This window comes from Aeromonas sp. s12 (genome assembly GCF_040907925.1).
Classification (GTDB): Bacteria; Pseudomonadota; Gammaproteobacteria; order Enterobacterales; family Aeromonadaceae; genus Aeromonas; species Aeromonas veronii.
This window is the reverse complement of sequence record NZ_JBFOCT010000036.1, coordinates 119011-143259: the sequence shown is the minus strand read 5'-3', so window position 1 is coordinate 143259 and position 24249 is coordinate 119011. Positions and strand designations below refer to the sequence as shown.

The window sequence follows — 24249 nt, the reverse complement described above, 5'->3', positions numbered from 1 at the left end:
AGAGACCAAAATCCATCAAAGCAGCGGAATTATTGATTTTCACCGCAATAAAACGGGGCTCATTGGTCATGGGAGTCGGTGGCGCAAGAGGCCGAAGCTCGGCGGGAGCGGATAGCCCGCCCCTTTGCCTTGTGCCATGCTGATGGCTATCAGGGCATCGGGTCGGCACTTATGGGCATCTCTCGTTCGGGCACGCGTTTGGTATTACTGCTATCGGCACTTCTTCTCCCTCTTATGACCATCAGCCAGGCTGTGGCGATCAACGCGCCACTGCGGGGATGCGTCTTTCAGCTGGCGCCGCTGGTCACCATTGATCAGCAGGGCAAGGTCTCCGGGCCGGTGATCGACTACTTTCGCCGTCATATCGAACCCGCGATCGGGCGTACCATCGAGTGGCAGGGGCTCAATGTGGCGCGGCTGCTCAGCAATCTTGAGAGCGGTGAGTGCGATCTGACCCCGTTGCTGAGCTACAGTCCCGAGCGTGCCCGTCACTTTCGCTATATCGACCCCCACCTGTTGCTGCTACGGCCGGTGCTGGTGGTACTGGTGCCATCGCGACTTCACGCGGTCGAGCGGCAGGAAGATCTCTACGGCACCACCATCGGCTGGTCGAGTCAGGCGATCGTGCCGCCGCTGTTGCAGCATCCGCAGATCCATATCGACACCCTCTCCCAGCTCAGCTGGGAGCATGGCAACATGCAGAAGTTGCTGCGCAGGCGGATTGATGCCGCGCTCTTCTCCAACGATATCTCCGCCAACCATTTTCGCGCCAAGCTCCCTGCGGCGACCCGCCTCATCTACCTGCCGGTCACCCCGCTGCAGGTGCATATCGTGCTGAACAAGTCGTTGGGGGATGGCAATCCCGAGCTGGTGCAACATATGCGTCAGATGGTGGAGCGGGTGCCGCTCGCCTCGCTGGTAGAGCCAACCCCGCGGCTGTGGGGGCGTTGAGAGGGGGTTGCGTGCAATAATCTACAAGCCCAAGGCCCGCTTCTGGTGTATCTATAACCCATGAATACCACCGATTCCCATATCCGCTACTGGCAATCCCCGCACCTGCCGGGGATCGAGCTGTCACACTCCCACCACAGGGCGTTCAGCTATGGCCGCCATGTCCATCTCGACTACCATATCGGGCTGGTGCAGCGGGGTGGCCAGAAGTTTATCCACAAGGGAAACAGCCACCATCTGGTGCGCGGGGTGCTCTCTACCGTCAACCCGGATGAGGTGCACGACGGCCTCAGCCTGCTGCCGGAAGGGTATGAGGTACGGGTCTTCGCCATCGATCCCCAGCAGCTGGCGCTCTGGCTGCCGGAGCAGCCGGAACCCTTCTTCGACAAGGGATTGCAGAGCCGCCCCGACCTCTATCAGGGCTTTGCCCAGCTACACGGCTATCTCGACAACCCCAAGGCCGATGGCCTGCTGATCGAGAGCCAGCTGCTCGCCCTGCTGGGGGAGCTGCTGCATCTGGCCCCCGAGGTACACCAGCTGGCGGATCCTCAGTTGCGATTCCTGCGCGACTACCTGATGGCCGCCCTCGACGAGCCTCACTCGCTGGAAGAGCTGGCGGGGCTGCTTGGGCTCGACCGTTTCGCCTTCCTGCGCCAGTTCAAGAAGCGCAGCGGCATGACCCCCTACGCCTGGCTGAAACGGCTGCGGCTGGAGCAGGGCAAACGGCTGCTGGCGAGCGGCATGGCGGTGAGCGAGGTGGCGCTGGCGGTCGGCTTCTTCGATCAGAGTCACTTCCACCACGGTTTTCGCCAGGCATTCGGTCTGACGCCCGCCGAATTTCGTGCCCAGATGCAATCTTTTACAAGCCGCGCCCCCCGCTGATCCGCCATGCTGGCTCTCCGTCGTTAAAGCGAGAGTTGTTATGCTGACCAGTCTGTTCGTTACCCTTGGCCTGATGCACCTGATTGCACTGGCCAGCCCCGGCCCCGATTTCGCCCTGATCCTGCGTACCAGCCTGCACCGGCCGACCGCCCTTGGCGCGGCGCTGGGCATCTCGCTGGCGATCATGGTGCACGCTACCCTGAGCCTGACCGGGATCAGCATGCTGATCGCCAGTCACCCGCTGCTGTTTATGGTGATCAAGTGCTGCGGCGCCCTCTATCTGGGCTGGTTGGGGTGGGGCGCCCTGATGGCGGCTCGGCAGCAGAGCAGTACAGTGATGGCCAGCGCCGCCAACGAGCTGCGCGGTTGGGGCAGGGGCTTGCGCACTGGCCTTGCCACCAATCTGCTTAACCCCAAGGCGCTAGTGTTCTTTATCGGTCTGCTGGCTGCCATGGTGACGCCAGAGGTGGATGGAATGACCCGTAGCCTGCTGGTGGGCGAGCTGTTCATCATCTCCCTCTGCTGGTTCGGGCTGCTGGCGTGGAGCCTCTCCACCGATCGCGCCCAGCGCCTGCTGTTGCGGGTGCAGCGGCCGCTCAATCTGGTGACCGGCGTGCTGTTTGCGGTGGTCAGCCTCTCCATTCTGGCGAGCATGGGCGCCGAGCTGATGGTCTGACGAGTCGGCGCATGGGCCTATACTCCAACAAGGTTTACCTGTCAGGAGTACCCGGCCATGCGTCTACTGCCTCTTTGCTGGTTGCTGGGGATGACCCCGGCGCTGGCGGCCCCGGTTCAGCTCAAATTGCTGGAGTGGGGCTATCTGCCTGCGGGTTATGAACAACAGTTTGCCGACTACGCCAAAGCCCATGGGGTGGAGGCGACGGTCAGCCGGATCGAGCCGCTGCTGACCGATTTCGATAGCGTCTACCGCGCCCTGCGCACCCGCAGCGCCGATGTGGTGCTGCCGACCAGCTACTTCTACAAGGCCCATCACCAGCCGCTGTTCAAACTGCTGCTCCCCATCGATTTCAGCCGCCTGCAGCACTACCCCGAGGTGAAGCCCGCCCTCAAGAACACCGAGTATGACAAGCAGGGAGAGCGCAACTACTCGGTGCCCTTCTCCTACGCCATGTTCAGCCTCGCCTATGACAGCAAGCAGGTGTCGCAAGCGCCAACCAGTTGGCAGGTGCTTGCCAACAGCTCGCTGTCGGGTCAGTTTGCCGAGTTTTGCGACCAGTTCGAGCCGCTGCTCTTTTCGGTGCTGCTCTCGCTGGGCAAGTCGCCCGCCCTGTTTGCCAGCGGCGAGATGCTGGCCGACAAGACCTTGCAGCAAGAGGTGGAGCAGCAGCTCTCGCAGCGGCTGCGAGCCAGTCGCGGTTTCTGGTTCAATCAGGCCAACCGCTGCGAGGATCTGCGCCAGCAGACCTTTGCCACCACCTGGGGGCTGGAGCTGGTGGAGTGCAACAAGCAGAACGATCAGCAGTGGCGGATCGCCATGGTGCAGGAGGGGGCCATCTATGCCCTCGATGCGATCTCTATCGCCCGCCATGTCGGGGATGATCCTGCACGGCTCAAGGCGGCTTACCTGCTGGTGGATTTTCTGCTGAGCGCGCCGCTGCAACGCCAGATGCTGGTGGGCACGCCCACCATCTCGGCCAGCAATATTGCCTCCCGGCCGCCCCTCAGCCCGCAGGAGCAGACGGTGCTGCCGGATCGCCCGCTGCCGGAGTTTGACGAGCGACTGTTGGTGCCCGCGTTGCCCGCCCATATCAAGAATCGCTACAAACGGATGGTGCAGCAGGCGATCGTCGCCAGCGGCAAAGAGGGGCTGGTCAAGCAGTGCCCCTGGGATCTCGATAACTGATGAATGAGCCTGCCGCTTCTCCGGCGGCAGGCAAGTTTGCGCAAGATGGCTGATGATCGGTCATCGCGCGTTCCAGGGCATTCCCCCGTTCAACCCACGCCGCTCGTTGGCCCCCATCGTTTGAAAAAACTGAGCGCTTTCCGCCGCCCCATTTAGCCGGATTAAACAACCTAACCCTCGCCAGATTGCCGTTCATACCCTGGCTGACCCTGTACAAAAGTGCCTCAATTGTGACAACTTGGATGTGAGCTGAACAATCGTGATCTGTTGCTTGTGGGAAGGTGATGAATAGGTTATTTCTCTGTGACATTGGCGGCATCCGGCACGGGTTCTCCAGCCATGTGGTGCGAAATCCACAGCAAAAACAAACAGTAAAATGCAGGAGCAAATATGAAAAAGGTCGTGATGGTTGCCGTGGCTGCGGCCCTGCTGGGTGGCTGCGCCGTCAAGAATCAGGTATCCCACAGCTTGCAGGCGATCCCGTTGACAGCCTTCCAGCAGAGCGAGAGCAACCCCAATCAGCGCGTCTACAAGGAGCCGGGCGTTGACCTGCGCCAATACAATGAGGTGCTGCTCGATCCGCTGCAGTTTATCCGGCAGGAGAATGGTCAGTGGTATCTGCTGACCGCCAATGAACAGAACCAGATTGGCCGCTATTACCACGACAAGTTCCAGAGCGAGCTGATCAAGCAGGGCGTCAAGATCGCCACCGCCCCAGGCCCGAAAGTGATGCGGATCCAGGCCGCCGTCACCAACTTCGACCTGACCCGCCCCGACCCCAAGCTGCGTGACCTGCTGCCGGCCAAGATCGCCATCAACGTCACCCGCGAAGTGATCGGCAAGGAGCCCTACCTGCTCAAGGTGGGCAGCATGGCCCAGCTGCTCGACTCCCGGAGCGGCAAGCTGCTGGTGCGGGTGATGGATGCCCGCGAGAGCACGGATACCACCCACAAGGATGAGCCCATCACCGCCGAGGAGATGGAGAAGATGATCGACCAGTGGGCGGCCAGCCGCGCCAAACAGCTGGCGGACAATCTGGGGCGCTGATCGAGTGGCGCGTCCAAGCGGGACGCTGCGGGAGCCTTTTGGGCTGCAATAATGACAAGATGTTGATAAGGTGGTCATTTTGCAGGCAGGAGAAAATGATATGAAACGCGTGTTGTTACCCATCCTTGTTGCTGGCCTGTTGAGTGCCTGCAGTATCTCGTCACCCACGCCTGAGTGTGCGCCGATGGCGGGTGGCTGGCAGAGTCAGCCGTTGCCCAATGCTGAAGGAGAGGCTGCGTTGGCCAGCGTGCTGGCTCGCATGAACACGGCCGCCAAACTGCAGAGCATCCGCGAGGTGCGCAGCCAGGTGGTCTCCGGGGTCAACTACGACATCGAGTTCCAGCTCGACAATGGAGAGGTGTGGAACACCCGTGTCTATCGGGATCTTGCCGGCAACTACCAGATGACCCGCACGGCTGCACAGGGCGAGCTTCCTCCCTTGCCTTGCGTCAAGGCCAAGTAATTCCTGCTTGTTGAGCCCCTCGTCAGAGGGGCTCATCTGACCAGAAAATTTCTGCTTTTCTCCCCGCATTCTGACAGTCAGGATGACCCTTCCCGTGACTGCATCCTCATAGAAAAGGAACCGCTATGAATCGCCACCCCTGCATCAAACACTGGAGCGAGCTGCAAGAGCAGACGCCGCGATACTACTCCGGCAGTCAGGAGCCCCTTTCTCGCGGCTGCGCCCTCGGCAAGCACTTCGGCTTTAGCCGCATCGGCATTCACCATGAGATTGTTGAACCCGGCCACCGCACCAGCTGGCCCCACGCCGAAAAGACCGAGGACGAGTTCGTTCACGTGCTGGAAGGGACGCCGGATGTCTGGCTCGATGGGGTGCTTTATCGGCTGCAACCGGGTGACTCGGTCGGCTTCAAGGCCGGTGACGGGCTGTCCCACGCCTTTATCAACAACACCGAAGAGACTGTCCGCCTGCTCTGCATTGGCGATACCGATCGGGAGGACAACCGCATCCACTATGCCGTGCACCCCGAGCGCAATATCACCCTCGGCAAGCTGCACTGGGACGACGTGCCCGCGCGCGAGCTGGGGGATCACGACGGCCTGCCCGACAAGCTGCGCGAGCGCAACGGCCCCTTCTAGGGCGCAGCCTTTCTTCGCACCAGCCCCGTACCACCCGATATAAAAAAGCCTGCCGCTTGGCAGGCTTTTGCTATCTGTTTGCCGCCTGTGGCGAGCGGCGCTTATTGCAGGTTGAGCCCGCCCAGATAGTCGCGCTTGCCGAGATCGACCCCGGCGCGGCGCAGCAGGGCGTAGGCCATGGTGAGGTGGAAGTAGAAGTTGGGAATGCCGTACTCATGGACGCAGGTATGGCCATCCATCCCCTTGCCGCCCGCCCAGTGGGGCACGTAACGGCCGCTGGCGTACTGGCTGTAGTCCGCGTCCAGCTTGCCTTGCAGATAGGTGATGGTCTTGCCGATATGGGCGCGCAGATCGGCGATGGTTTTGGGATCATCGCCCATGGCCGGCAGTTCGCTGTGGCTGGCGGTGGCCACCACGGCGCGGGCCGAATCGCAGCAGATCAGCACCTGCTTGGACAGCGGCAGCATATCGACGATCAGCCGATCGCCGAAGAAGTTCTCCACGTTGAACTGCTTCGCCGCGGCGTGGGCCTCGGCCTTGGCCAGACAGTGATCCAGATTGGTCAGCATCTTGATGAACTGGGCGGTGATATCGCGATTCATGAGCACTCTCCATCTTGTTGAAACAGCGGCCCGCGTGCGCGGCCACAGTGAATGAGACTGGCTAATCGGCCACCAATATACCCCAACCGCTGCCGGGTTCGAGCCCGCCGCGACGAAAAGGGTAGGGCTGCGCTACTTCGCGCGACAGCCGTTGGCCAAGGGGCCATGCTCGCTTTCTGAACCTGCGAGTCCCTTATCGCCCCTTTTTTGATCTGTGACATAAATCACCTTTTTTCAGGGGCGTAGGCTGAATGCCGTTGTCCTGGACAGACGCCTGCGCATCCGCCAGGACCCAAGAAAAGGAGAATGAGATGAAGATCTATGACCGTAACCGCAATGTGCTGAACCTGGGTCAGCGCGTCATGATTGCCGCCACTGGCGCAGTCGATTTTCTGAAAGAGGCCCACACCGACAATATGACCCCCTATCAGGCGGAGCATGAGAAGTGCGTGCTGCTGGCAAACTCCGGTGAGCGCTACGCCCCCATCGAGTTGATTAGACTAGGCTGATCCCTTTCCCTGTCACCCTACTCTTTACAATTCACCCGGCCGCCGCGCCCCATCTGGCGGCCGGGTTTCTAAGTTTCCCTTTCTGTTTTACCCACCTTTCTATTGCAATGCTTCAAGCCGCTTTGAGTTGCCATGTAGGTTCGATTAGCGAAGCGTAATCGGACGATCGCGTAATCGAACAATCTCGTAATGGAACATCCGCACCATCACGACCCGCAAGCAGATCGAAGTGAGGCAAGGCTATGCTTGGCTTTTCGGTCTCGATGAGGGGAAAAGGATGGCCAATTGGCGGCGGGCATGGTGGCCAGGAGGAACCTGGTTCTTTACCGTCAACCTGCTGGAGCGGTGCAACAACCGGTTGCTGGTGGAGCAGATCGACCTGCTGCGCCATAGCGTTGCCAAGGTGCAACAGGCTCACCCCTTCGCCATTCACGCATGGGTGGTGTTGCCCGACCATCTCCACTGCATTCTCTCATTGCCGGAAGGGGACACCGATTTCCCCCTGCGTTGGCGGCTGATCAAAAGCCACTTTTCCCGCGCCTTGCCGGTAAACGAGCGGCGCAGCCAGACCCGGTTACGCCACGGCGAGCGGGGCATCTGGCAGCGCCATTATTGGGAACATCTGATCCGGGATGAGCAGGATTACCGCCACCATATGGATTACGTCCATATCAACCCGCTCAAGCATGGTCATGTCACCCGGGTGGCCGATTGGCCGTATTCCACCTTCCATCGTTACGTGGCGAGCGGCGTCTATCCGCCGGATTGGTGTGGGTCGGTGGATGGGGTGGGGGGATTGGAGTAAACCCCTAAAGGGTTGTTCCGTTGTAAGCGACCGATTACGCGAACGTCTTACGCGATCGTCCGATTACGCTTCGCTAATCGAACCTACGGCCCTTTAATTAAAGAAAACGGCGTAGCTTCACCAGCTACGTCATCTACTAAAAGATCGATGTCACAGATTTTATGTAAATATATCATAAGATTAGGCGTATTTTTGTTACATTAACAATCAGAAATTAAAACTTATTTTGCCGATGGGAGTGAGAGTGGGAATATTAGAGGATATATGGAGTTCCATTAAAGGTAATGCCAGAATAAGGGTTAAAGACCCTATAATTGGCACCTTTATTTTCTCTTGGTGTATATGTAACTGGGATAAGTTGGCAACCCTTTTTTTAGGAACAGCCTCAATTGATGAAAGAATAAAATACATGGTTGATACCATGCACATCACAAATCTACTTTATGATGTGGATCTGATAATCCTTCCATTAATGCTGACGGTATTATATCTGTTTGTATTTCCACATTTATCACTATGGGTAAAACAAAAACAGAATGCCGTTATTCTATCACAGCACAAACAAGCTATAGAATTGGATATTAACCAGGCAAAGGCTCAGAAACAACTTAACAAAGTCAGGCTTAGAGCAAATCCTGAAAAAGAGTTTCTTACTCAAGAAATTGAAATGGATCTTCAAGAGGAGATGCGGAAAAGTGAACGACGTAACAAGATAATGGAATATATAGATTTAAAGACAAAAAACAAACGTGCAGAGTTGGAAATAAAAAGTTCTCAGGCAGAGAAGTTACGTGTCGAGCTTGAAGTGAAAAAACGACAAGAGGACACAGAAAAAATGAAATTTGAAAGGCAAGCCGCAATTCATAGGGCAACGTTAGCTTCAAATCGCTTTCCTATCTTGTATCAATGGATGAATTTGCTTTCAAATAGCATCCAACAAGATGGCGTGACCATGAGCCTTAGTGGATTAACTAACACTATCGCTGCCATGTTTGGGTATGACACCATAGATATGCTGATCAATGATAAAAATTTCAACAACTCAAAGTTAGATGAAATAAAATTCATCTATCACGATTCAGTATATTTGGCTGATAAGCTTAGCAATATAGCAAGTGCTGAAAATGACAATGAAGAAATAATATCTGGAGAGTTACTTTTTGATCATGTTCAGATGATATTGGAGGGTTTCAACATAGATTTGTTATCTGCTGATGAATTAGCGGAAAAGATATGTGATATGGTCAATGAAACAAGTTATGACATTCTTAATAGTGAGGAGTTATCAGGCCCAATGGCTGAGACTGACACTATATTTGATGACCTAGAGATAGCCGTCGATAGTTTTAAATTTAATGACGGATTTGAAGTCTTAATGAGTGGTTATGCTAGCGGTCATCATCGAAAAGAAGATGATGTTATCGGTCGAGAATTGTCAGTTAATATAATCGCTAGTTGTACACCACAGATAGGTAGATTCGGTTTGTCAGATTACAAATTAACTATTAGTGGTTCGCCTAGAGATTATGAGTGAGTTAGCTACTTTGGATTTTTCTTATAAATAAAAATTCTTGCATAAGAAAGCTATGATATATAAACCAACCCGGCCTAAGCCGGGTTGGTTATTTCAAAAGGCGGGAAAAATCAAAGCGCTTCCAATCTGGCATACGCCGTCACCAGCCACTTGGCGCCGACGTCGTCGAACTGGATCTGCACCCGACTCTGCTGGCCGACCCCTTCGAAGTTGAGTACCACCCCTTCGCCGAATTTCGGATGGAGCACCCGCTGGCCGAGCTTGATGCCGCTGGCATCGAAGCTCTGTTGCACCTCGTTCTGGCTAAAGCGGCCGTACTGGGTGGGGCGGCTGACCTGAGTGCGCAGGCGGATCTCTTCCAGACACTCGGCGGGCATCTCGCGGATAAAGCGGCTCGGCTTGTGGAACATCTCGCGGCCGTAGATGCGGCGGCTCTCGGCATAACAGATGTAGAGCTTCTCCATGGCGCGGGTCATGCCGACGTAACAGAGGCGGCGCTCCTCCTCCAGCCGGCCCGACTCCTCGGTGGATTGCTGGCTGGGGAACATCCCTTCCTCGACGCCGACCAGCAGCACCAGCGGGAACTCCAAGCCCTTGGCGCTGTGCAATGTCATCAGCTGCACCGCGTCGGCATATTCGTCTGCCTGATTCTCGCCGGACTCCAGCGCCGCGTGGGCGAGGAAGGCGGAGAGATCGCTCATATCCTCCAACTCGTCCGGGCGCTGGTACTGGCGGCAGGCGGTGACCAGTTCGTCCAGGTTCTCTACCCGCGCCTGGGATTTCTCGCCTTTTTCCGCCAGATACATCGCCTTGAGGCCGGAGTTCTGGATGGCGATATCGGCCTGCTGGTGCAGCGGCAGCAGGGAGACCTGTTCTTCCAGCGCGTCGATCAGTTCGACAAAGCCGCGCACCGCGTTTCCGGCGCGACCGGTCAGCACCTTGTCATTGAGCAGCGCCTTGGCCGATTGCCACAGGTTCTGGCCCTGATCGCGGGCGTTGCTCCGCAATATCTCCAGGGTGCGATCGCCGATGCCGCGGGTCGGGGTGTTGACCACCCGCTCGAAGCTGGCGTCGTCGCCACGGTTGTTGATCAGCCGCAGGTAGGCCATGGCGTCTTTAATCTCTTGCCGCTCGAAGAAGCGCAGGCCGCCGTAGATGCGGTAGGGCATGGCGTCCTGCATCAGCGCCTCTTCCAGCACCCGTGACTGGGCGTTGGAGCGATAGAGGATGGCGCAGTCGGCCAACAGGCCGCCCTTTTCCTTCCAATCCTTGAGGCGGCCGACCACGAAGCGCGCTTCGTCCACCTCGTTGAAGGCGGCGTAGAGGGAAATCGGGTCGCCCTCGGCCCCTTCGGTCCACAGCTCCTTGCCAAGGCGTTCGGCGTTGTTGGCGATGACGCTGTTGGCGGCCTTGAGGATATTGGCGGTGGAGCGGTAGTTCTGCTCGAGGCGGATGGTCTCGGCCCCCTGATAGTCGGTCAGGAAGCGCTGGATGTTCTCGATCTTGGCGCCGCGCCAGCCGTAGATGGACTGATCATCGTCGCCGACGATCATCACCTTGCCGCTGTTGCCCGCCAGCATCCGCAGCCAGGCGTACTGGATGCCGTTGGTATCCTGAAACTCGTCCACCAGGATGTTCTGGAAGCGGTCGCGGTAGTGCTCGAGGATGTGCGGTTTGTTGAGCCACAGCTCGTGGGCGCGCAGCAGCAGCTCGGCGAAGTCCACCAGACCGGAGCGATCGCAGGTCTCCTGATAGGTCTTGTAGATCTGCTGATAGGTGCGGGTGACGGGGTCACCGTAGAGGTCGATGTCGCCGGGGCGCAGCCCTTCGTCCTTCTTGCCGTTGATGTAACCCATCACGGCGCGCGGGGCCCAGTGCTTCTCGTCGAGGTTGAGCGCCTTGAGCACCCGGCGGATCAGCCGGTACTGGTCGTCGGAGTCGAGGATCTGGAAATCCTGCGGCAAGCCCGCATCCAGATGGTGGGCCCGCAGCAGGCGGTGGGCGATGCCGTGGAAGGTGCCGATCCACATGCCGCGCACGCCGTCGCCGATCACTTTTTCGACCCGGCCGCGCATCTCGGCCGCCGCCTTGTTGGTAAAGGTGACCGCGATGATGGAGAAGGGTGAACAGCGTTCCACCTGCATCAGCCAGGCGATACGGTGCACCAGTACCCGGGTCTTGCCCGAACCGGCACCGGCCAGCACCAGCAGGTTGCTGCGGGGCGCCGCAACGGCATCTCTTTGCTTGTCGTTGAGCCCGTCGAGCAGGGTTGAAACGTCCATCACCACTCCTGTTTATTTATACAGGCGGGGATTATACGGCCATCCCCCTGCCAGACCAAATCCAAACTCGGGGGGAGGGGTGAGATGGGGTCCTGCAAGGGCGCCGGTGCGGCCATTTTTGGCTGGCGCAGAGAGAACGGGGCGGGGAGGTCTCCAGCTGTAGCCAATCCTTGCTCGCGCGGTTTGTGGGGATTTTGCGAGCCGGATCACGGGCTTGCCGGGGGGCTGGATGAATAACAGGGGAAAACGGTTTACAGTAACTTGCTGAACAATAAGAGAAATGTCGTTTGGGTCTTTTGGTTGTTAGCATAAAAAACTGAAAAGTAGCTAAAAAACAACTGCTTATAAGGTTGTTTGCTTAGAATTCAAACCGTTAACGCAAACGTTTTTCCCTTATCATTTGCTTGACCCGCATCGGGGCTGACTTAGAGTAAGCCTGCGTGCTAGATAGCCTGTTCTGACAGGCAAGCAAGTTCCCTCACTTAATAACAATCAAGGATACGATCGTGACTAAAGTGCTCAAGCTGGCCACCGTGGCCTCCCTCACTCTCGCTGCTCTCTCTGCTCAGGCTGCTTCCGAGCCAGCCGTCATTTATGACACCGCGGGCAAGTATGACAAATCATTCAACGAAGCCGTGTTCCGTAACGGCGTCGAGCTCTACAACAAGGACAAGGGCGTCAAGGTCAAAGAGTTTGAACCCCAGAACGAAGCCCAGCGCGAGCAGGGTCTGCGTCGTCTGGCCAGCCGTGGCAACGGCCCGATCGTGGCGGTCGGTTTCAACATGGGTTCTGCCGTTGAGAAAGTAGCGACCGAATTCCCGAAAACCCAGTTCACCATCATCGACATGGTGGTCGACAAGCCGAACGTCCAGTCCGTCATCTTCAAGGAGCATGAAGGTTCCTTCCTGGTGGGCGCACTGGCTGCCATCGCTTCCAAGAGCGGCAAGGTCGGCTTCGTGGGCGGCATGGATATCCCGCTGATCCGCAAATTCCAGTGCGGTTACGAGCAGGGTGCCAAGTTCGTCAATCCGAAGATCGAAGTGTTCCAGAACATGGCGGGCTCTACCCCGGCCGCGTTTGCTGACCCGGCCAAAGGTGCCGAGCTGGCCAAGTCCCAGTTCGCCAAGGGCGCTGACGTGGTTTACGCCGCAGCTGGCGGTACCGGTATTGGTGTCTATCAGGCAGCCAAGGACAGCGGCAAGTTCGCCATCGGGGTGGACTCCAACCAGAACCACCTGCAACCGGGCACCATGCTGACCTCCATGGTCAAGTCTGTGGGTCTGGCCGCTTACCAGACCTGGGATGACGCTGCCAAAGGCGAGTGGAAGCCGGGTATCAAGAACCTGGGTCTGGCCGAAGGTGGTGTGGATTGGGCACTCGACAAGGACAACGAGAAGCTGATCACCCCGGAAATGAAAGCCAAGGTGGATGCCATCAAGGCTGAAATCATCGCTGGCAAGGTCAAGGTTCATGACTACATGAGCGATAACACCTGCAAATACTAATTAGATAGTTGCTACGACTCTCAACGCACCACCGGCCCGCACGGGCCGGTTTTTAGTCTTATTTCATGAAACGCAGGGCTGCATCATGGACCAGACAGATCGCTATGCCATCGAATTAAGAGGTATCGATAAGCGGTTCGGCGAAGTGTACGCCAACAAGCTGATCGACCTTAAGGTTCGCAAAGGCAGTATCCACGGCATTGTCGGCGAAAATGGCGCCGGTAAGTCCACCCTGATGAGCATCATTTATGGTTTCTACCATGCCGACAAAGGCGAGATGCTGATAGACGGGAATCCTTTCAAACCCCATGGCTCACAAGATGCGATTGCCGCAGGGGTGGGCATGGTTCACCAGCACTTCATGCTGGTCAATAACTTCACCGTATTGGAAAACGTCATCCTCGGCGCTGAGAACGGCTGGCACCTTCAGCAGAGCGTGGCGTCAGCCGAAAAGCTGCTGGGCGAACTGGCGCGAGACTATGGCCTCGACGTGCCGCTGCACGAGAAGGTCGAAGATCTGCCGGTTGGCTTGCAACAGCGGGTCGAAATTCTCAAGGCGCTCTATCGCGGCGCCCGCATCCTGATCCTCGACGAGCCGACCGGGGTGCTGACCCCGCAAGAGGCGGATCACCTGTTCGAGGTGCTGAAAAAACTGCGGGATCAGGGGGCGACCATCATCCTTATCACCCACAAGCTGCGGGAGATCCTGGCTATTACCGATCAGGTCTCCATCATGCGCCGTGGCGAGATGGTGGCACACGTCGCCACCAAGGATACCGACAAGGAGCAGCTGGCCGAACTGATGGTGGGCCGCAAGGTGCGCCTCAAGGTCGACAAGGGGCCAACCCAGCCCGGTGAAGCCAAGCTGAAGATCGAAGGGCTCAGCTACGTCGACGCCAGCAAGGTGGAGCGGGTCAAATCGGTCAGCTTCGAGGTGCGGGCCGGTGAAGTGGTCGGCATCGCCGGGGTCTCCGGCAACGGTCAGTCCGAACTGCTCAGCCTGCTTGGCGGCATTCTCAAGCCGAGCAAGGGTGGCTTTACCATCAGCAGCCGCAGCGGCGTGCACAAGGTGAGCGCGGAGCACCCGGCCGATCCGGAGCTGGTGCGCAACTACGGCCTCGGTCATGTGCCGGAAGATCGCCACAAGATGGGGCTGATCAACCGCTTCGAGGCGAAAGAGGCCTTTATTCTCGGTTATCACCGTCGCCCGCAATACAACAAGGGGTGGCTGCAGAACAAGGAGGCGATCCAGCAGGATTGTCAGGCCAAGATGGAGAAGTGGGATGTGCGCCCGCCTCATCCTGATCACAAGACCGCTAACTTCTCCGGTGGCAACCAGCAGAAGCTGGTGATTGCCCGTGAAGTGGAGCAGGACCCGGATGTGCTGTTGATCGGCCAGCCGACCCGCGGGGTCGACATCGGCGCCATCGAGTATATCCATCAGCAGATCATCGCCATGCGCGACAAGGGTAAGGCTGTGCTGCTGGTCTCGGTGGAGCTGGACGAGATCATGAGCCTCGCTGACCGGATTCTGGTCATTGCCGACGGTCGCATCGTCGGCGAGCTGGATGGTGCCAAGGCGGACGAGCGCACCATTGGTCTGATGATGGCGAACATAGTGCCGGACGAAGTTGCCAAGGAGGCCCACTGATGAGCCAAGTACGTATTCCTGCCTGGGTCTCCGTGGGCGTCTTGTCTGCGGTCAACATTCTGCTGGCCTTCCTGGTGTCGGCCATTCTGTTCTACTACCTCGACATCAACCCGGTCGATGCCGCCAAGATCATGTGGTACGGCGCGTTCGGTACCGGTGAAGGGGTCGGCTTCACCCTCTACTACGCAACCGGCTTTATCTTTACCGGTCTGTCGGTGGCGGTCGCCTTCCACGCCGGTCTGTTCAACATCGGTGGTGAAGGTCAGGCCTATATCGGCGGTCTCGGTGTCGGTCTGGTCTGTCTGATGCTCGGCGATGTGCTGCCGTTTGCCCTGCTGTTGCCGCTCTCCATCATTGCCGGTGGTCTGTTCGGTGCGGCCTGGGCCTTTATTCCGGCCTGGCTGCAAGCCAAGCGCGGCAGCCATATTGTTATCACCACCATCATGTTCAACTTCATCGCCGCCTCGCTGATGGCTTATCTGCTGGTGGAGGTGTTCAAACCGCCCGGTTCGATGGCGACCGAGAGCAAGGTGTTTGCCGAAGCAAGCTGGCTGCCCAAGATGAGTGGGCTGGCGAACCTGTTCGGGATGGAGGTCCCCAACAGCCCCCTTAACATCAGCTTCTTCTGGGCGCTGATCTGTGCGGCGCTGGTGTGGGTCTTTATCTGGCACACCCGCTGGGGTTACGAGATCCGCTCGGTCGGCGCCAGCCAAAGCGCCTCCGCCTATGCCGGTATCTCCTATCCCAAGGTGGTGATCCTGGCCATGGTCATCTCCGGCATGCTGTCGGGCTTCTTCGCCCTCAACGTGCTGCAGGGTGAACTGCACCAGATCAAGCTCAACTTCGTGGAAGGGTTCGGCTTCACCGGTATCGCGGTGGCGCTGATGGGGCGCAACCATCCGGTCGGCGTCATCATCGCCAGCCTGCTGTTCGGTTTCCTCTATCAGGGGGGCGCCGAGCTCAGCTTCGAGTTCGGTGTCGACCGCAACATCGTGGTGGTGTTGCAGGGTCTGGTGATCCTGTTCTGTGGCGCCCTTGAGCACATGATGCGTCCGCGCATCGAGCAGCTCTATCTGGCGTTTGCCAACCGCTCTGCGCAAGTCAAGGGGGCCTGATCATGTTTGAAATTCTGATCCTGATGCTGGATGCCACCATCCGTACCGCGCCGCCCCTCATTCTGGCCGCCATGGCCGGCATGTTCTGCGAGCGCTCCGGGGTGGTCAACATCGCGCTGGAAGGCAAACTGCTGGCGGCGGCGTTCGCCAGTGGTGCGGCGGCAGCGGTCTCCGGTTCTGCCTGGATAGGTCTGGGTGCCGGGGTGGGTGTCTCCATCCTGTTCGCCCTGATGCACGGCTTTGCCACCATCACCCACCGCGGTGATCAGGTGGTGAGCGGCATGGCCATCAACATTCTGGCGGCCGGTTTGACCGTTACCCTGGGCCGTTACTGGTTCGATCAGGGGGGCCAGACTCCGGCGCTCTCCGGTGATGCCCGTTTCGCCCCCATCGATCTGCCCTATGCCAAGGAGCTGTGGGATGTGCCGGTGATCGGCCAGCTCTACAGCGAGCTGCTGAGTGGCCACTCCCTGCTGGAGTACGTGGCATTTGCCTGTGTGCCGCTGGCCTGGTGGGTGATGTTCCGTACCCGCTTCGGTCTGCGGCTGCGGGCGGTGGGTGAGGCGCCCGCAGCGGTCGATACCGCCGGTATCTCTGTGGTGCGGATGCGCTACACCGCGCTCCTCATCGGCGGCCTGCTGGCCGGTATCGGTGGCACCTATCTGGCGGTGGCCCAGACGGCCCAGTTCATCCCCAACATGAGTGCGGGCAAGGGCTTTATGGCGCTGGCGGCGCTGGTGTTCGGCAAGTGGCGTCCCTGGAATGCCATGGCAGCCTGCCTGCTGTTCGGCTTCCTAGATGCGGTTGCCATCCGCCTGCAAGGGGTCAGCATCGGCGGCTTCGCCATTCCGGTGCAGGCCATCGAGGCACTGCCCTACATCCTGACCGTGTTCCTGCTGGCCGGCTTTATCGGCCGCGCGGTGGCACCCAAGGCGCTTGGTACACCTTATGTGAAGGAGCGGGAGTAGCGCCCTCTATCGCGATACTCCCACCCACGCAAATAACTGCAGGCCCACTTCGGTGGGCCTGTTTTTTTATGGGCGGGATGGGGCAGACCAGCCGGGATCTGGATGGCGTGAAGGGATAAACGGGCTGCGTGAGTTGCTGCGGGTAGCGGCTGGCTTACAGGTGCATATCCCGCTGCCAGTACCATTAAAAACCCCCTCGTATCAGGAGGGGGTTGCAGAGGTTATTGCGGATTAACCCTGAGGCTCAGGGTGCCAGCACCAGCTTGTAGACACCAAAGCCGGGGTGTTTGGCATCGGTGGGTGGCAGGGTCTCCACATAGTTCAGCTTGCCACCGGTCAGGGCTTGCGCCTCGCTGCGTGGCGAGCTGTAGATGCGCAGATCCAGATTGGCGGGCAGGGGGGCCAACTGCCAGTTGTTGTCTGCCGGTGGCTCGAAACCGGCCGGATTCTTCTCTGCCAGATCCTTGAGGTATTCGGAGAGCACTTCGCGGGTTTCGAACTGATCTTCATGGACGATCACCTTGGCGTTGATGCCCGGGAAGTTGCCACCACCGCTGGCGCGGTAGTTGTTGGTCACCACGTAGAACATCTGGGCCGGGTCGATTGCCTTGCCCTGATAGGTGAGGTTGGTGATGCGATAGCTGTCGCTCACCTTGTTGCCATCCACATCGTAACGGGCAGGTTTGGTCACATCGACCTGATAGTTTACCCCGTCGATCACGTCGAAGTTGTAGGTGCGGTACTTCTCGTTCACCAGCCACTGGGTCGCGGTGCTGGCGGCATCGATCTTGTTGAACTGGACGGCGCTCTTCTCCAGCCACTCCTGTACGGCCGCGCCATTGATGGCGACCACCTGCAGGGTGTTGGGGTAGACATAGAGGTCGGCCACGTTGCGCAGGGAGATATCGCCAGCCGGTACATAGGTGAAGTCGGTCGGACCGTTGCGACCGCCACGGAATGGCGCGGCGGCGGAGAGGATGGGCCATTTCTCCTTGAGCTGACCATCCTGTTGCAGTTTCTTGGCGTGCCACAGCTGGGCGTCGCTGACGATCTGGATGGAGGGGTCATCCTGCACCAGCGCGAAGAAGCTGTGGATCGGCTTGGTGATCTTGCTGAGGGGCTCGTCCAGCCACTGGTTGGCCTGCTCGTGCTCGGCAATGACCTGATCGACCACCGCCTGATCTTCGGTGCTGCTGGCGCTACTGTCGATCTTGCGCAGCTGGGACTGGCTGGAGGCCACTTCCCAGCGACCCTCTTTCCAGGTCATGTGCAGGTCGATGATGCCGAGGTGGTTGCCCCAGACGCCCGGCATCACGGTCGGTACGCCCGCCAGGGTGCCTTTCTCGTTGTCCACGTCGGTCATGTTGGGGTAGTCACCCGGGAAGGTACGGTGGGCGTGGCCCAGCAGCAGGGCATCAACCCCTTTCACCTTGGCCAGCGGCAGGGCGGCGTTCTCCATCATGGGTTCGCGCGGGTCACCTATGATGCCGGTGTGGGCCACGACCACGACGATGTCTGCGCCCTTGGCGCGGATTTCGGGTACATAGTGCTCGGCGGTCTCGACCATATCGGCCACCACCACCTTGCCTTCCAGATTGCGCTTGTCCCACTGGGTGATCTGGGGCGGGGTCAGGCCCAGCACACCGACCTTGATGGTCTGGGTATTGCCGTTGGCATCCTTCACCTGACGATCCAGCACCACATAGGGTTTGAACTTCTGCTTGCTCCAGTCGATGGTGCCCTTGCCATCACGGCTGAAGGCATCGGCCTGGAAGACGTTGGCGTTGATGTAGGGGTAGTTGGCCCCTTTCAGGGTCTCTGAGAGGAAGTCGAGACCGAAGTTGAACTCGTGGTTGCCCAGGTTGCCGACATCATAGCTCATGGTGTTGAGCGCCTTGATGGCGGGGTGGGTCTGCCTGCTCAGCCACTGCTGTTTGACCTGCTGGTCGTGGATATAGTCGGCCAGCGGGGTGCCCTGGATCAGGTCGCCGTTGTCGATCAGCAAGTTGTTGGCGTTCTCTTCGCGGGCCTTGCGGATCAGCACAGCGGTGCGGGCGAAGCCCAGCGAGGCATCCGGCTTGTTCTGGTAGTAGTCGTAACTCAGCAGGTTGGAGTGGATATCAGAGGTTTCGATCAGCCGCAGGGTGAGATCACCGGGGGCCTGAGAGTTGTTGTCGTCACAGCCGGACAGCAAAAAGATAACTGCCACCGCGCTCAGTTTGAGGGTGGTTTTCATTGTTGGATTCTCTTGTTATGGGTATGCCAGCGTGGTGCATTCTATCGACAGCAAAAGAATCCTATTGTGAGCAGGCTGGCAATTCGGGCTAATTACCCTCCTGTTAATAGAGTTATGACTCTGATTTGCATCTGTTTTTTGTCTTTATTCAGGGCCGCTACTTTCGCTGCTTTCCGCCGTGAGTCACCCTGTCGTCACCGCAGTGCGGTCGGGGCAAGCGGCGCGGCCTGCCGTTCCTGCGAGGCTGTAATGGTTGGTTACAGATCTCCATTCGACTGATAGATGACCTTTCCCTTAAATTCAGCGGCGATTGATTGCATCTAAAAAATTACAAAGCGACAGCAAGGAATAAAAACTCATGAAAATGCACAACAAAGCGCTGCTGGCCATCGCCTGCGCTGCGGCCCTGTCTGCCTGTGACAGCGAAAAAGCTGCCAACAGCATCGCCAAGCGGGTGCCACTGGCTCTGCCGGAGGCGGGTCTTTACCAAGCGAATCTGATGAGCCGCGACGGCGACAAGGCGACGCCGCGCATGATCAAGGGTCTGGATGGTCTGGCGCTGGTCTACCCGAAGGGTGAAACCGTGCAGCACTGGGGTGTCTGGGTGGATCATCAGGTGGGCAAGGTCGAGACCAACAGCCAGTGGCTGGGTCAGGCTGACCAGAAAGCCGACAAAGACGGGATCTACCCGGTGCAGTTGATCCGCAACAGCGAGCGACTCGGCACCAGCACGGCGCTCAGCTCGGTGACCAACGACCACAACCTCATCACCTTCCAGGATCAGCCGGTCATCGATCTGCAGGGCAAGGAGATCAAGCGCTGGGTTTTTGATTTCACTCGGACCGGCACCAAGTTCTCCGACAATTCCCCCATCTATTCCGGTTTCAGCGGTCATGTGGCGGTGACGGCCCTGACCACCAAAGCGGTGACCACGGCCAGCTGGAGTGCCACGGACAGCGATGGCTTCAGCAGCGACATGGTGGGCAAGGTGGATACCACCAACAACGGCGGCAAGCTGACGGTGGCGATCGAGTTTCCGGCGGCAGGTTGTACGCTGGTGGGCGAGGGGGGTGCCACTGCCGGGTTGAGCAAGCTGACCATGACCGGATTTGGCAAGTGCAACTTCAAGCAATCCGCTGCAGCCACGCCGATCGAAAACCTCTGGAATGCTGCTCTGGCTCGGGCGATGGATAACAGCGTTGCCTATGTCACCACCTTTACCACGGATGCCAAAAAAGAGGCGCTGGTCATCGGTTTCCCCGACACCAATGGCTTGCTGATCACCGCTGACAAGCGATAAGCAGCCCAACGGCAGGGGCGGGCAAACGCGCCTGAAACAACAAGGGAGCCAGTGGCTCCCTTGTTGTTTTCAACGCACGGTTTACAGCAGGAACAGGGTCGCCAGCCCGAGGAAGATAAAGAAGCCACCGGTGTCGGTGATGGCGGTGATCATCACGCTGGCCCCCACCGCCGGGTCGCGGCCTAGTCGGTTCATGGTCATGGGGATAATGACCCCCATCAGCGCCGCTACCAGCAGGTTGAGCATCATGGCCAGGGTCATCACGGTGCCGAGCGCCGCATCCTGATAGAGCAGATAGGTGGCGATGCCCATGGTGCCGCCCCACACCAGCCCGTTGATGAAGGCGACCCCGAGTTCCCGCAGCAGCAGGAAGGAGAGGTTGCCAGCCTGAATGTGCTGCAGCGCCAGCGCCCGCACTATCATGGTGATGGTCTGGTTACCGGTGTTGCCGCCGATCCCGGCGACGATGGGCATCAGGGCCGCCAGCGCCACCAGTTGGGAGATGGTGTGCTCGAACAGGCCGATCACCCGCGAGGCGACAAAGGCGGTGCAGAGGTTGATGGCGAGCCAGGCCCAGCGGGTCTTGACCGCCTTGGAGACCGGGGCGAACACGTCTTCATCCTCGCTGATACCCCCCATCCGGCGCAGGTCGGTGTCGCTCTCCTCATAGACCAGATCCACCACCTCTTCGACGGTGAGGCGGCCCATCAGCTTGCCCTTGCCATCCACCACGGCGGCGGAGAGCAGGTCATCCCGCTCGAAGGTGCGGGCCGCCGCTTCGTCGTTATCCTCCGGATCGAAGGTGACCGGATCCCGCTCCATCACGTCGCTCACCAGGGTGGCGGGTTTGTGCAGCAGCACTGTGGTGAGGGCCAGCTCCCCCAGCAGGTGGTTGCGCCGATCGATGACGAACAGCTTGTCGGTGTTGGCGGGGATCTTGCCGCGCAGACGCAGATAGCGCTGCACCGTGGCCAGACTCACCTCGGGGCGGATGGTGATGATCTCGAAGTCCATCATGGCGCCGACGGTGTGCTTGCCGTAGCGGATCACCTCCCGCACCCGATCCCGGTCGGCGGGGGCCATATAGGTGAGCAGCCGCCCCATCAGGTTGCGTGGCAGGTACTGGCCCAGATAGATCTGGTCGTCGATATCCAGGGTGCGCAGGGCGTGCAGCAGCTCCTTGTCGCTCATCCCGCTGATTAGGCTGTCCCACACCGTCTCCGACGCTTCGACCAGGATCTGGCCGCGCTTCTCCTCCTCCACCAGCGCCCACAGGGCATGACGCTCATCGGGCGGCAGCGACTCCAGCGCATCGGCGACGTCGGCGGCGGGCAACCCGTTGACCAGCGAGGTGAGTTCGCTGGTCTGATCGCGTTGCTCGGCATCCTGCACCACCTGCGGATCGAGCAGGCTGTCGGTGAGGGCGTCATCGCGTAGCAGCAGGGTGAGAATGCGGGATCTGTCATCCGCGCGCTGCCGGGCGCTGTTCTTGATGGGAAGAGACATGGGATGAATTCCTGAGATGGTAGCCAAGGGCTCAATGCCCATAGGATACCAGACTTAAAACAACAGGTTATGACCGTGATGGGAGAAGAGGGAGGTAAAAGTGAGGCCACCTGCTGGTGGCCTCATGGTGAGTTGCCGAGGATCCCTTAGGCGAGGGCTTGCTGAACCTGCGGTGCCTCGCCAAACCAGGCGAGCCGGTCGGCAAGGGTCACCACGGATCCCACCATGATGAGCGCCGGGCTTTCGACCCCCACCGCCAGCGCGGGTAGCTCATCGAGAGTGCCGCGAATGACCCGCTGGCAGGGCTGGGTGCCGCGCTCGATCAGCGCTACCGGCGTATTGCTTGCCTTGCCGTGGGCCAGCAACTGCTCGCGAATGGTGGCGCAGGATGAGAGCCCCATATAGAACACCAGCGTCTGCCGATCTTTGGACAGCAGCGGCCAGTCGAGATCCCGGGCGCCCCCCTTGCCGTGAGCAGTGACGAAGCGCACGCTCTGGGCATGATCGCGGTGGGTCAGCGGAATACCGGCGTAGGCGGCGCAGCCGCTGGCCGCAGTGATCCCCGGCACCACCTGAAAGCCAATCCCAGTACCAACGAGCGTCTCCAGCTCTTCGCCGCCACGGCCGAAGATAAAGGGGTCGCCCCCCTTGAGCCGAACCACCCGTTGCCCCTTCTGCGCCTCCTCCAGCAAGAGCTGGTTGATCCCCTCCTGCGGCACACAGTGGTTGCCCGCCTGCTTGCCGACGAAGATGCGCTTGGCATCCCGGCGCACCAGCGCCATCACCTCATCCGAGACCAGCCTGTCATAGACCACCACGTCGGCTTGCTGCATCTGGCGCAGGGCGTGCAGGGTGAGCAGACCCGGATCGCCGGGGCCGGCTCCCACCAGCACCACTTCGCCTCCGGTCAGGCTTTCGTCGGCAAACAGGTTGTCGGCCAGCTGATGGGCAGAGGCGCTATCGCCCCGCGCCAGCGCCTGCCCGAGTCGGTCTGCCCCGAGTAGCCGCTCCCAGAAGCGGCGCCGCTCCCCCATGCTGGCAAAGCGGGCCTTGACCCGCTCCCGCAGGCTGCCGGCAAAGGTCGCCACTGCCCCCAGATGTTGCGGCAGCAGGGCTTCCAGTTTTTCCCGCAGCAGCCGGGCCAGCACCGGCGCCTTGCCGCCGGAGGAGATGGCCACCATCAGCGGCGAGCGATCGATGATCGACGGCATGATGAAGCTGGATCGTTTCGGGTCATCCACCACGTTGGCAAAGATCCGCGCCCGGTTGGCGCTTTGGTAAACCAGCGCATTCACCTCGCGCCGATCGGTGGCGGCCACCACCAGCCACTTGCCCGCTAGTTGTTCCGGCATAAATTCACCGGCCAGCCACTCGATGCTGCCGTTGGCCGCCAGTTCCGCCAGCTCGGGGTCGAGCTTGGGCGCTACGACTGTGAGGTGGGCACCGGCATCCAGCAGCAGACGCGCCTTGCGCTCTGCCACCTCGCCGCCGCCGACCAGCAGCACGGGTTTGTTGTCGAGTCGGCAAAAGATGGGCAAGTAGTCCATGGGGCCTCCGGATCAGGCGGTTCGGGTCTGGTTGGCGGTGCTGGTGGTCTCGCTCACTGCGACCGGGCGCTCAGCCTTGGGGGTGGCATACCAGTAGCCGAGGCCCATAAAGAGGACGCCGGAGACGGTGTTGCCCAGGGTCACCCACAGCAGGTTGTGGCCGATGCCGCCCAGGGTGTAGGCCTCGGAGTGGGCGCCAAACCAGGAGAGGGCGAACAGGGTCATGTTGGCGATGGAGTGCTCGTAGCCGGAAGCGATAAAGGCCAGCAGACACCACCAGATGGCGATGAAGCGGGCCGCCCCTTCGGTGCGCAGCGCCATCCAGATGGCGAGGCAGACCAGCCAGTTGCAGAGGATCCCCTTCATAAACAGGGTCAGCGCCGGGGCCTGGGTCTTGGCCAGCGCCACCTTGTGGGCCAGGCTGCCTGCGTCCGGCAGCAGGCTGCCGCCGTAGGAGTAGATGAGCGCCACCACGATGGAGCCAATCAGGTTGCCAGCCCAGGTCTGCGGCAGGATGCGCAGCAGGTCGGCCATGGTGATCTTGCCGCTCTTCACCCCAAAGGTGAGGAACATGGTGTGGCCGGTAAACAGCTCGGAGCCAGCAATGATCACCAGCGTCAGGGCGATGCCGAAGGTGGCTCCCATCACCAGCGGCCGGATGGCGGGATCCACCAGATTGCCGAGGGTGAAGATGAGGATGATGCCGAGGCCCACATAGGCCCCCGCCATGGCGGAGCTGAGCCAGAAGCCGAGCTTGTCGCTGCGCTCGAAGCGGTTGATGCGGGCCGCGTTGGCGGCGCACTTGTTAATGGTTTCCGTGTACATCTTGTGAGTCCTTGAGAGG

At 59.5% G+C, this 24249-nt stretch carries 21 protein-coding genes; 15 read left to right on the top strand and 6 right to left on the bottom strand.

Going from position 1 to position 24249, the window contains the following annotated elements; genetic code table 11:
• Window positions 1–234 precede the first annotated feature (234 nt).
• From AB5Y67_RS19005 to AB5Y67_RS18975, 7 genes are all read left to right on the top strand, one after another.
• Window positions 235–951 carry a transporter substrate-binding domain-containing protein gene (locus AB5Y67_RS19005; RefSeq protein ID WP_325794183.1) on the top strand — a complete coding sequence of 239 codons (717 nt, stop codon included), beginning with the start codon at window positions 235–237 and terminating at the stop codon, window positions 949–951.
• A gap of 60 nt (window positions 952–1011) precedes the next feature.
• Window positions 1012–1833, top strand: a complete 822-nt coding sequence (locus AB5Y67_RS19000) for an AraC family transcriptional regulator (protein ID WP_325794184.1) — start codon at window positions 1012–1014, stop codon at window positions 1831–1833.
• 40 nt (window positions 1834–1873) lie between these two features.
• Window positions 1874–2509, top strand: coding sequence for a LysE family transporter (locus tag AB5Y67_RS18995; RefSeq protein ID WP_325794185.1), 636 nt, complete (start codon window positions 1874–1876; stop codon window positions 2507–2509).
• A gap of 57 nt (window positions 2510–2566) precedes the next feature.
• Window positions 2567–3697 (top strand): PotD/PotF family extracellular solute-binding protein, encoded by a 1131-nt coding sequence (locus tag AB5Y67_RS18990; RefSeq protein ID WP_325794186.1) that lies wholly within the window; start codon window positions 2567–2569, stop codon window positions 3695–3697.
• 390 nt (window positions 3698–4087) lie between these two features.
• Window positions 4088–4744: a DUF3313 domain-containing protein gene (locus tag AB5Y67_RS18985; RefSeq protein WP_100644777.1), complete on the top strand. Its 657-nt coding sequence runs from the start codon at window positions 4088–4090 to the stop codon at window positions 4742–4744.
• 100 nt (window positions 4745–4844) lie between these two features.
• Window positions 4845–5207: a cystatin domain-containing protein gene (locus AB5Y67_RS18980; protein WP_058059347.1), complete on the top strand. Its 363-nt coding sequence runs from the start codon at window positions 4845–4847 to the stop codon at window positions 5205–5207.
• A gap of 125 nt (window positions 5208–5332) precedes the next feature.
• Window positions 5333–5845 carry a cupin domain-containing protein gene (locus AB5Y67_RS18975; RefSeq protein ID WP_199427800.1) on the top strand — a complete coding sequence of 171 codons (513 nt, stop codon included), beginning with the start codon at window positions 5333–5335 and terminating at the stop codon, window positions 5843–5845.
• Window positions 5846–5946: 101 nt separating this feature from the next.
• On the opposite strand, the gene AB5Y67_RS18970 is transcribed toward AB5Y67_RS18975, so the two are convergent.
• On the bottom strand, window positions 5947–6447 hold the full coding sequence (locus tag AB5Y67_RS18970) for a DUF1993 domain-containing protein (RefSeq protein ID WP_158114113.1): 501 nt from the start codon (window positions 6445–6447) through the stop codon (window positions 5947–5949).
• Between the two features lie 311 nt (window positions 6448–6758).
• On the opposite strand from AB5Y67_RS18970, the gene ydfZ reads away from it, so the two are divergent.
• The 3 genes from ydfZ to AB5Y67_RS18955 all read left to right on the top strand — a co-directional run bounded on the left by ydfZ (window position 6759) and on the right by AB5Y67_RS18955 (window position 9295).
• Entirely contained in the window at window positions 6759–6956 is a 198-nt protein-coding gene (gene ydfZ, locus AB5Y67_RS18965) for a putative selenium delivery protein YdfZ (protein ID WP_005342516.1), read from the top strand.
• A gap of 277 nt (window positions 6957–7233) precedes the next feature.
• The gene (locus AB5Y67_RS18960; protein ID WP_199427799.1) at window positions 7234–7761 is read left to right on the top strand and encodes a transposase; all 528 of its coding nucleotides are present in this window, start codon (window positions 7234–7236) and stop codon (window positions 7759–7761) included.
• A 244-nt stretch (window positions 7762–8005) separates the two neighbouring features.
• Window positions 8006–9295, top strand: a complete 1290-nt coding sequence (locus AB5Y67_RS18955) for a hypothetical protein (RefSeq protein ID WP_199427798.1) — start codon at window positions 8006–8008, stop codon at window positions 9293–9295.
• Window positions 9296–9405: 110 nt separating this feature from the next.
• On the opposite strand, the gene uvrD is transcribed toward AB5Y67_RS18955, so the two are convergent.
• On the bottom strand, window positions 9406–11577 hold the full coding sequence (uvrD, locus tag AB5Y67_RS18950; protein ID WP_199427797.1) for a DNA helicase II: 2172 nt from the start codon (window positions 11575–11577) through the stop codon (window positions 9406–9408).
• Window positions 11578–12083: 506 nt separating this feature from the next.
• Between uvrD and AB5Y67_RS18945 the strand changes: the two genes are divergently transcribed.
• From AB5Y67_RS18945 to AB5Y67_RS18930, 4 genes are all read left to right on the top strand, one after another.
• Complete coding sequence (locus AB5Y67_RS18945; protein WP_005340803.1) at window positions 12084–13082, top strand: BMP family protein; 999 nt, start codon at window positions 12084–12086, stop codon at window positions 13080–13082.
• Window positions 13083–13167: 85 nt separating this feature from the next.
• Entirely contained in the window at window positions 13168–14733 is a 1566-nt protein-coding gene (locus tag AB5Y67_RS18940; RefSeq protein WP_043821432.1) for an ABC transporter ATP-binding protein, read from the top strand.
• A complete protein-coding gene (locus AB5Y67_RS18935) occupies window positions 14733–15848 on the top strand; it encodes an ABC transporter permease (RefSeq protein ID WP_199427796.1) in 1116 nt (371 codons plus the stop codon). Before AB5Y67_RS18940 ends, AB5Y67_RS18935 begins: the two co-directional genes overlap by 1 nt.
• Window positions 15849–15850: 2 nt before the next feature.
• Window positions 15851–16816 carry an ABC transporter permease gene (locus AB5Y67_RS18930; protein ID WP_021230728.1) on the top strand — a complete coding sequence of 322 codons (966 nt, stop codon included), beginning with the start codon at window positions 15851–15853 and terminating at the stop codon, window positions 16814–16816.
• A 244-nt stretch (window positions 16817–17060) separates the two neighbouring features.
• Here the strand turns inward: AB5Y67_RS18930 and AB5Y67_RS18925 are convergent, their stop codons facing one another.
• Window positions 17061–19052 carry a bifunctional 2',3'-cyclic-nucleotide 2'-phosphodiesterase/3'-nucleotidase gene (locus AB5Y67_RS18925; RefSeq protein ID WP_199427795.1) on the bottom strand — a complete coding sequence of 664 codons (1992 nt, stop codon included), beginning with the start codon at window positions 19050–19052 and terminating at the stop codon, window positions 17061–17063.
• Window positions 19053–19410: 358 nt separating this feature from the next.
• Here AB5Y67_RS18925 and AB5Y67_RS18920 point away from each other — a divergent pair, with 358 nt between their 5' ends.
• Window positions 19411–20352 (top strand): hypothetical protein, encoded by a 942-nt coding sequence (locus tag AB5Y67_RS18920; protein ID WP_199427794.1) that lies wholly within the window; start codon window positions 19411–19413, stop codon window positions 20350–20352.
• A gap of 81 nt (window positions 20353–20433) precedes the next feature.
• On the opposite strand, the gene mgtE is transcribed toward AB5Y67_RS18920, so the two are convergent.
• The 3 genes from mgtE to nirC all read right to left on the bottom strand — a co-directional run bounded on the left by mgtE (window position 20434) and on the right by nirC (window position 24230).
• The gene (gene mgtE, locus AB5Y67_RS18915; protein WP_199427793.1) at window positions 20434–21858 is read right to left on the bottom strand and encodes a magnesium transporter; all 1425 of its coding nucleotides are present in this window, start codon (window positions 21856–21858) and stop codon (window positions 20434–20436) included.
• 146 nt (window positions 21859–22004) lie between these two features.
• Complete coding sequence (gene cysG, locus AB5Y67_RS18910) at window positions 22005–23405, bottom strand: siroheme synthase CysG (RefSeq protein ID WP_199427792.1); 1401 nt, start codon at window positions 23403–23405, stop codon at window positions 22005–22007.
• A gap of 12 nt (window positions 23406–23417) precedes the next feature.
• Window positions 23418–24230, bottom strand: a complete 813-nt coding sequence (nirC, locus tag AB5Y67_RS18905) for a nitrite transporter NirC (RefSeq protein ID WP_199427791.1) — start codon at window positions 24228–24230, stop codon at window positions 23418–23420.
• Window positions 24231–24249 lie beyond the last annotated feature (19 nt).

Bases quoted from the DNA above. Each gene is read 5' to 3' on its own strand.
- AB5Y67_RS19005 (WP_325794183.1), top strand. From the start codon at position 235: ATGACCATCAGCCAGGCTGTGGCGATCAACGCGCCACTGCGGGGATGC.
- AB5Y67_RS19000 (WP_325794184.1), top strand. From the start codon at position 1,012: ATGAATACCACCGATTCCCATATCCGCTACTGGCAATCCCCGCACCTG.
- AB5Y67_RS18995 (WP_325794185.1), top strand. From the start codon at position 1,874: ATGCTGACCAGTCTGTTCGTTACCCTTGGCCTGATGCACCTGATTGCA.
- AB5Y67_RS18990 (WP_325794186.1), top strand. From the start codon at position 2,567: ATGCGTCTACTGCCTCTTTGCTGGTTGCTGGGGATGACCCCGGCGCTG.
- AB5Y67_RS18985 (WP_100644777.1), top strand. From the start codon at position 4,088: ATGAAAAAGGTCGTGATGGTTGCCGTGGCTGCGGCCCTGCTGGGTGGC.
- AB5Y67_RS18980 (WP_058059347.1), top strand. From the start codon at position 4,845: ATGAAACGCGTGTTGTTACCCATCCTTGTTGCTGGCCTGTTGAGTGCC.
- AB5Y67_RS18975 (WP_199427800.1), top strand. From the start codon at position 5,333: ATGAATCGCCACCCCTGCATCAAACACTGGAGCGAGCTGCAAGAGCAG.
- AB5Y67_RS18970 (WP_158114113.1), bottom strand. From the start codon at position 6,447: ATGAATCGCGATATCACCGCCCAGTTCATCAAGATGCTGACCAATCTG.
- ydfZ (WP_005342516.1), top strand. From the start codon at position 6,759: ATGAAGATCTATGACCGTAACCGCAATGTGCTGAACCTGGGTCAGCGC.
- AB5Y67_RS18960 (WP_199427799.1), top strand. From the start codon at position 7,234: ATGGCCAATTGGCGGCGGGCATGGTGGCCAGGAGGAACCTGGTTCTTT.
- uvrD (WP_199427797.1), bottom strand. From the start codon at position 11,577: ATGGACGTTTCAACCCTGCTCGACGGGCTCAACGACAAGCAAAGAGAT.
- AB5Y67_RS18940 (WP_043821432.1), top strand. From the start codon at position 13,168: ATGGACCAGACAGATCGCTATGCCATCGAATTAAGAGGTATCGATAAG.
- AB5Y67_RS18935 (WP_199427796.1), top strand. From the start codon at position 14,733: ATGAGCCAAGTACGTATTCCTGCCTGGGTCTCCGTGGGCGTCTTGTCT.
- AB5Y67_RS18930 (WP_021230728.1), top strand. From the start codon at position 15,851: ATGTTTGAAATTCTGATCCTGATGCTGGATGCCACCATCCGTACCGCG.
- AB5Y67_RS18925 (WP_199427795.1), bottom strand. From the start codon at position 19,052: ATGAAAACCACCCTCAAACTGAGCGCGGTGGCAGTTATCTTTTTGCTG.
- AB5Y67_RS18920 (WP_199427794.1), top strand. From the start codon at position 19,411: ATGAAAATGCACAACAAAGCGCTGCTGGCCATCGCCTGCGCTGCGGCC.
- mgtE (WP_199427793.1), bottom strand. From the start codon at position 21,858: ATGTCTCTTCCCATCAAGAACAGCGCCCGGCAGCGCGCGGATGACAGA.
- cysG (WP_199427792.1), bottom strand. From the start codon at position 23,405: ATGGACTACTTGCCCATCTTTTGCCGACTCGACAACAAACCCGTGCTG.
- nirC (WP_199427791.1), bottom strand. From the start codon at position 24,230: ATGTACACGGAAACCATTAACAAGTGCGCCGCCAACGCGGCCCGCATC.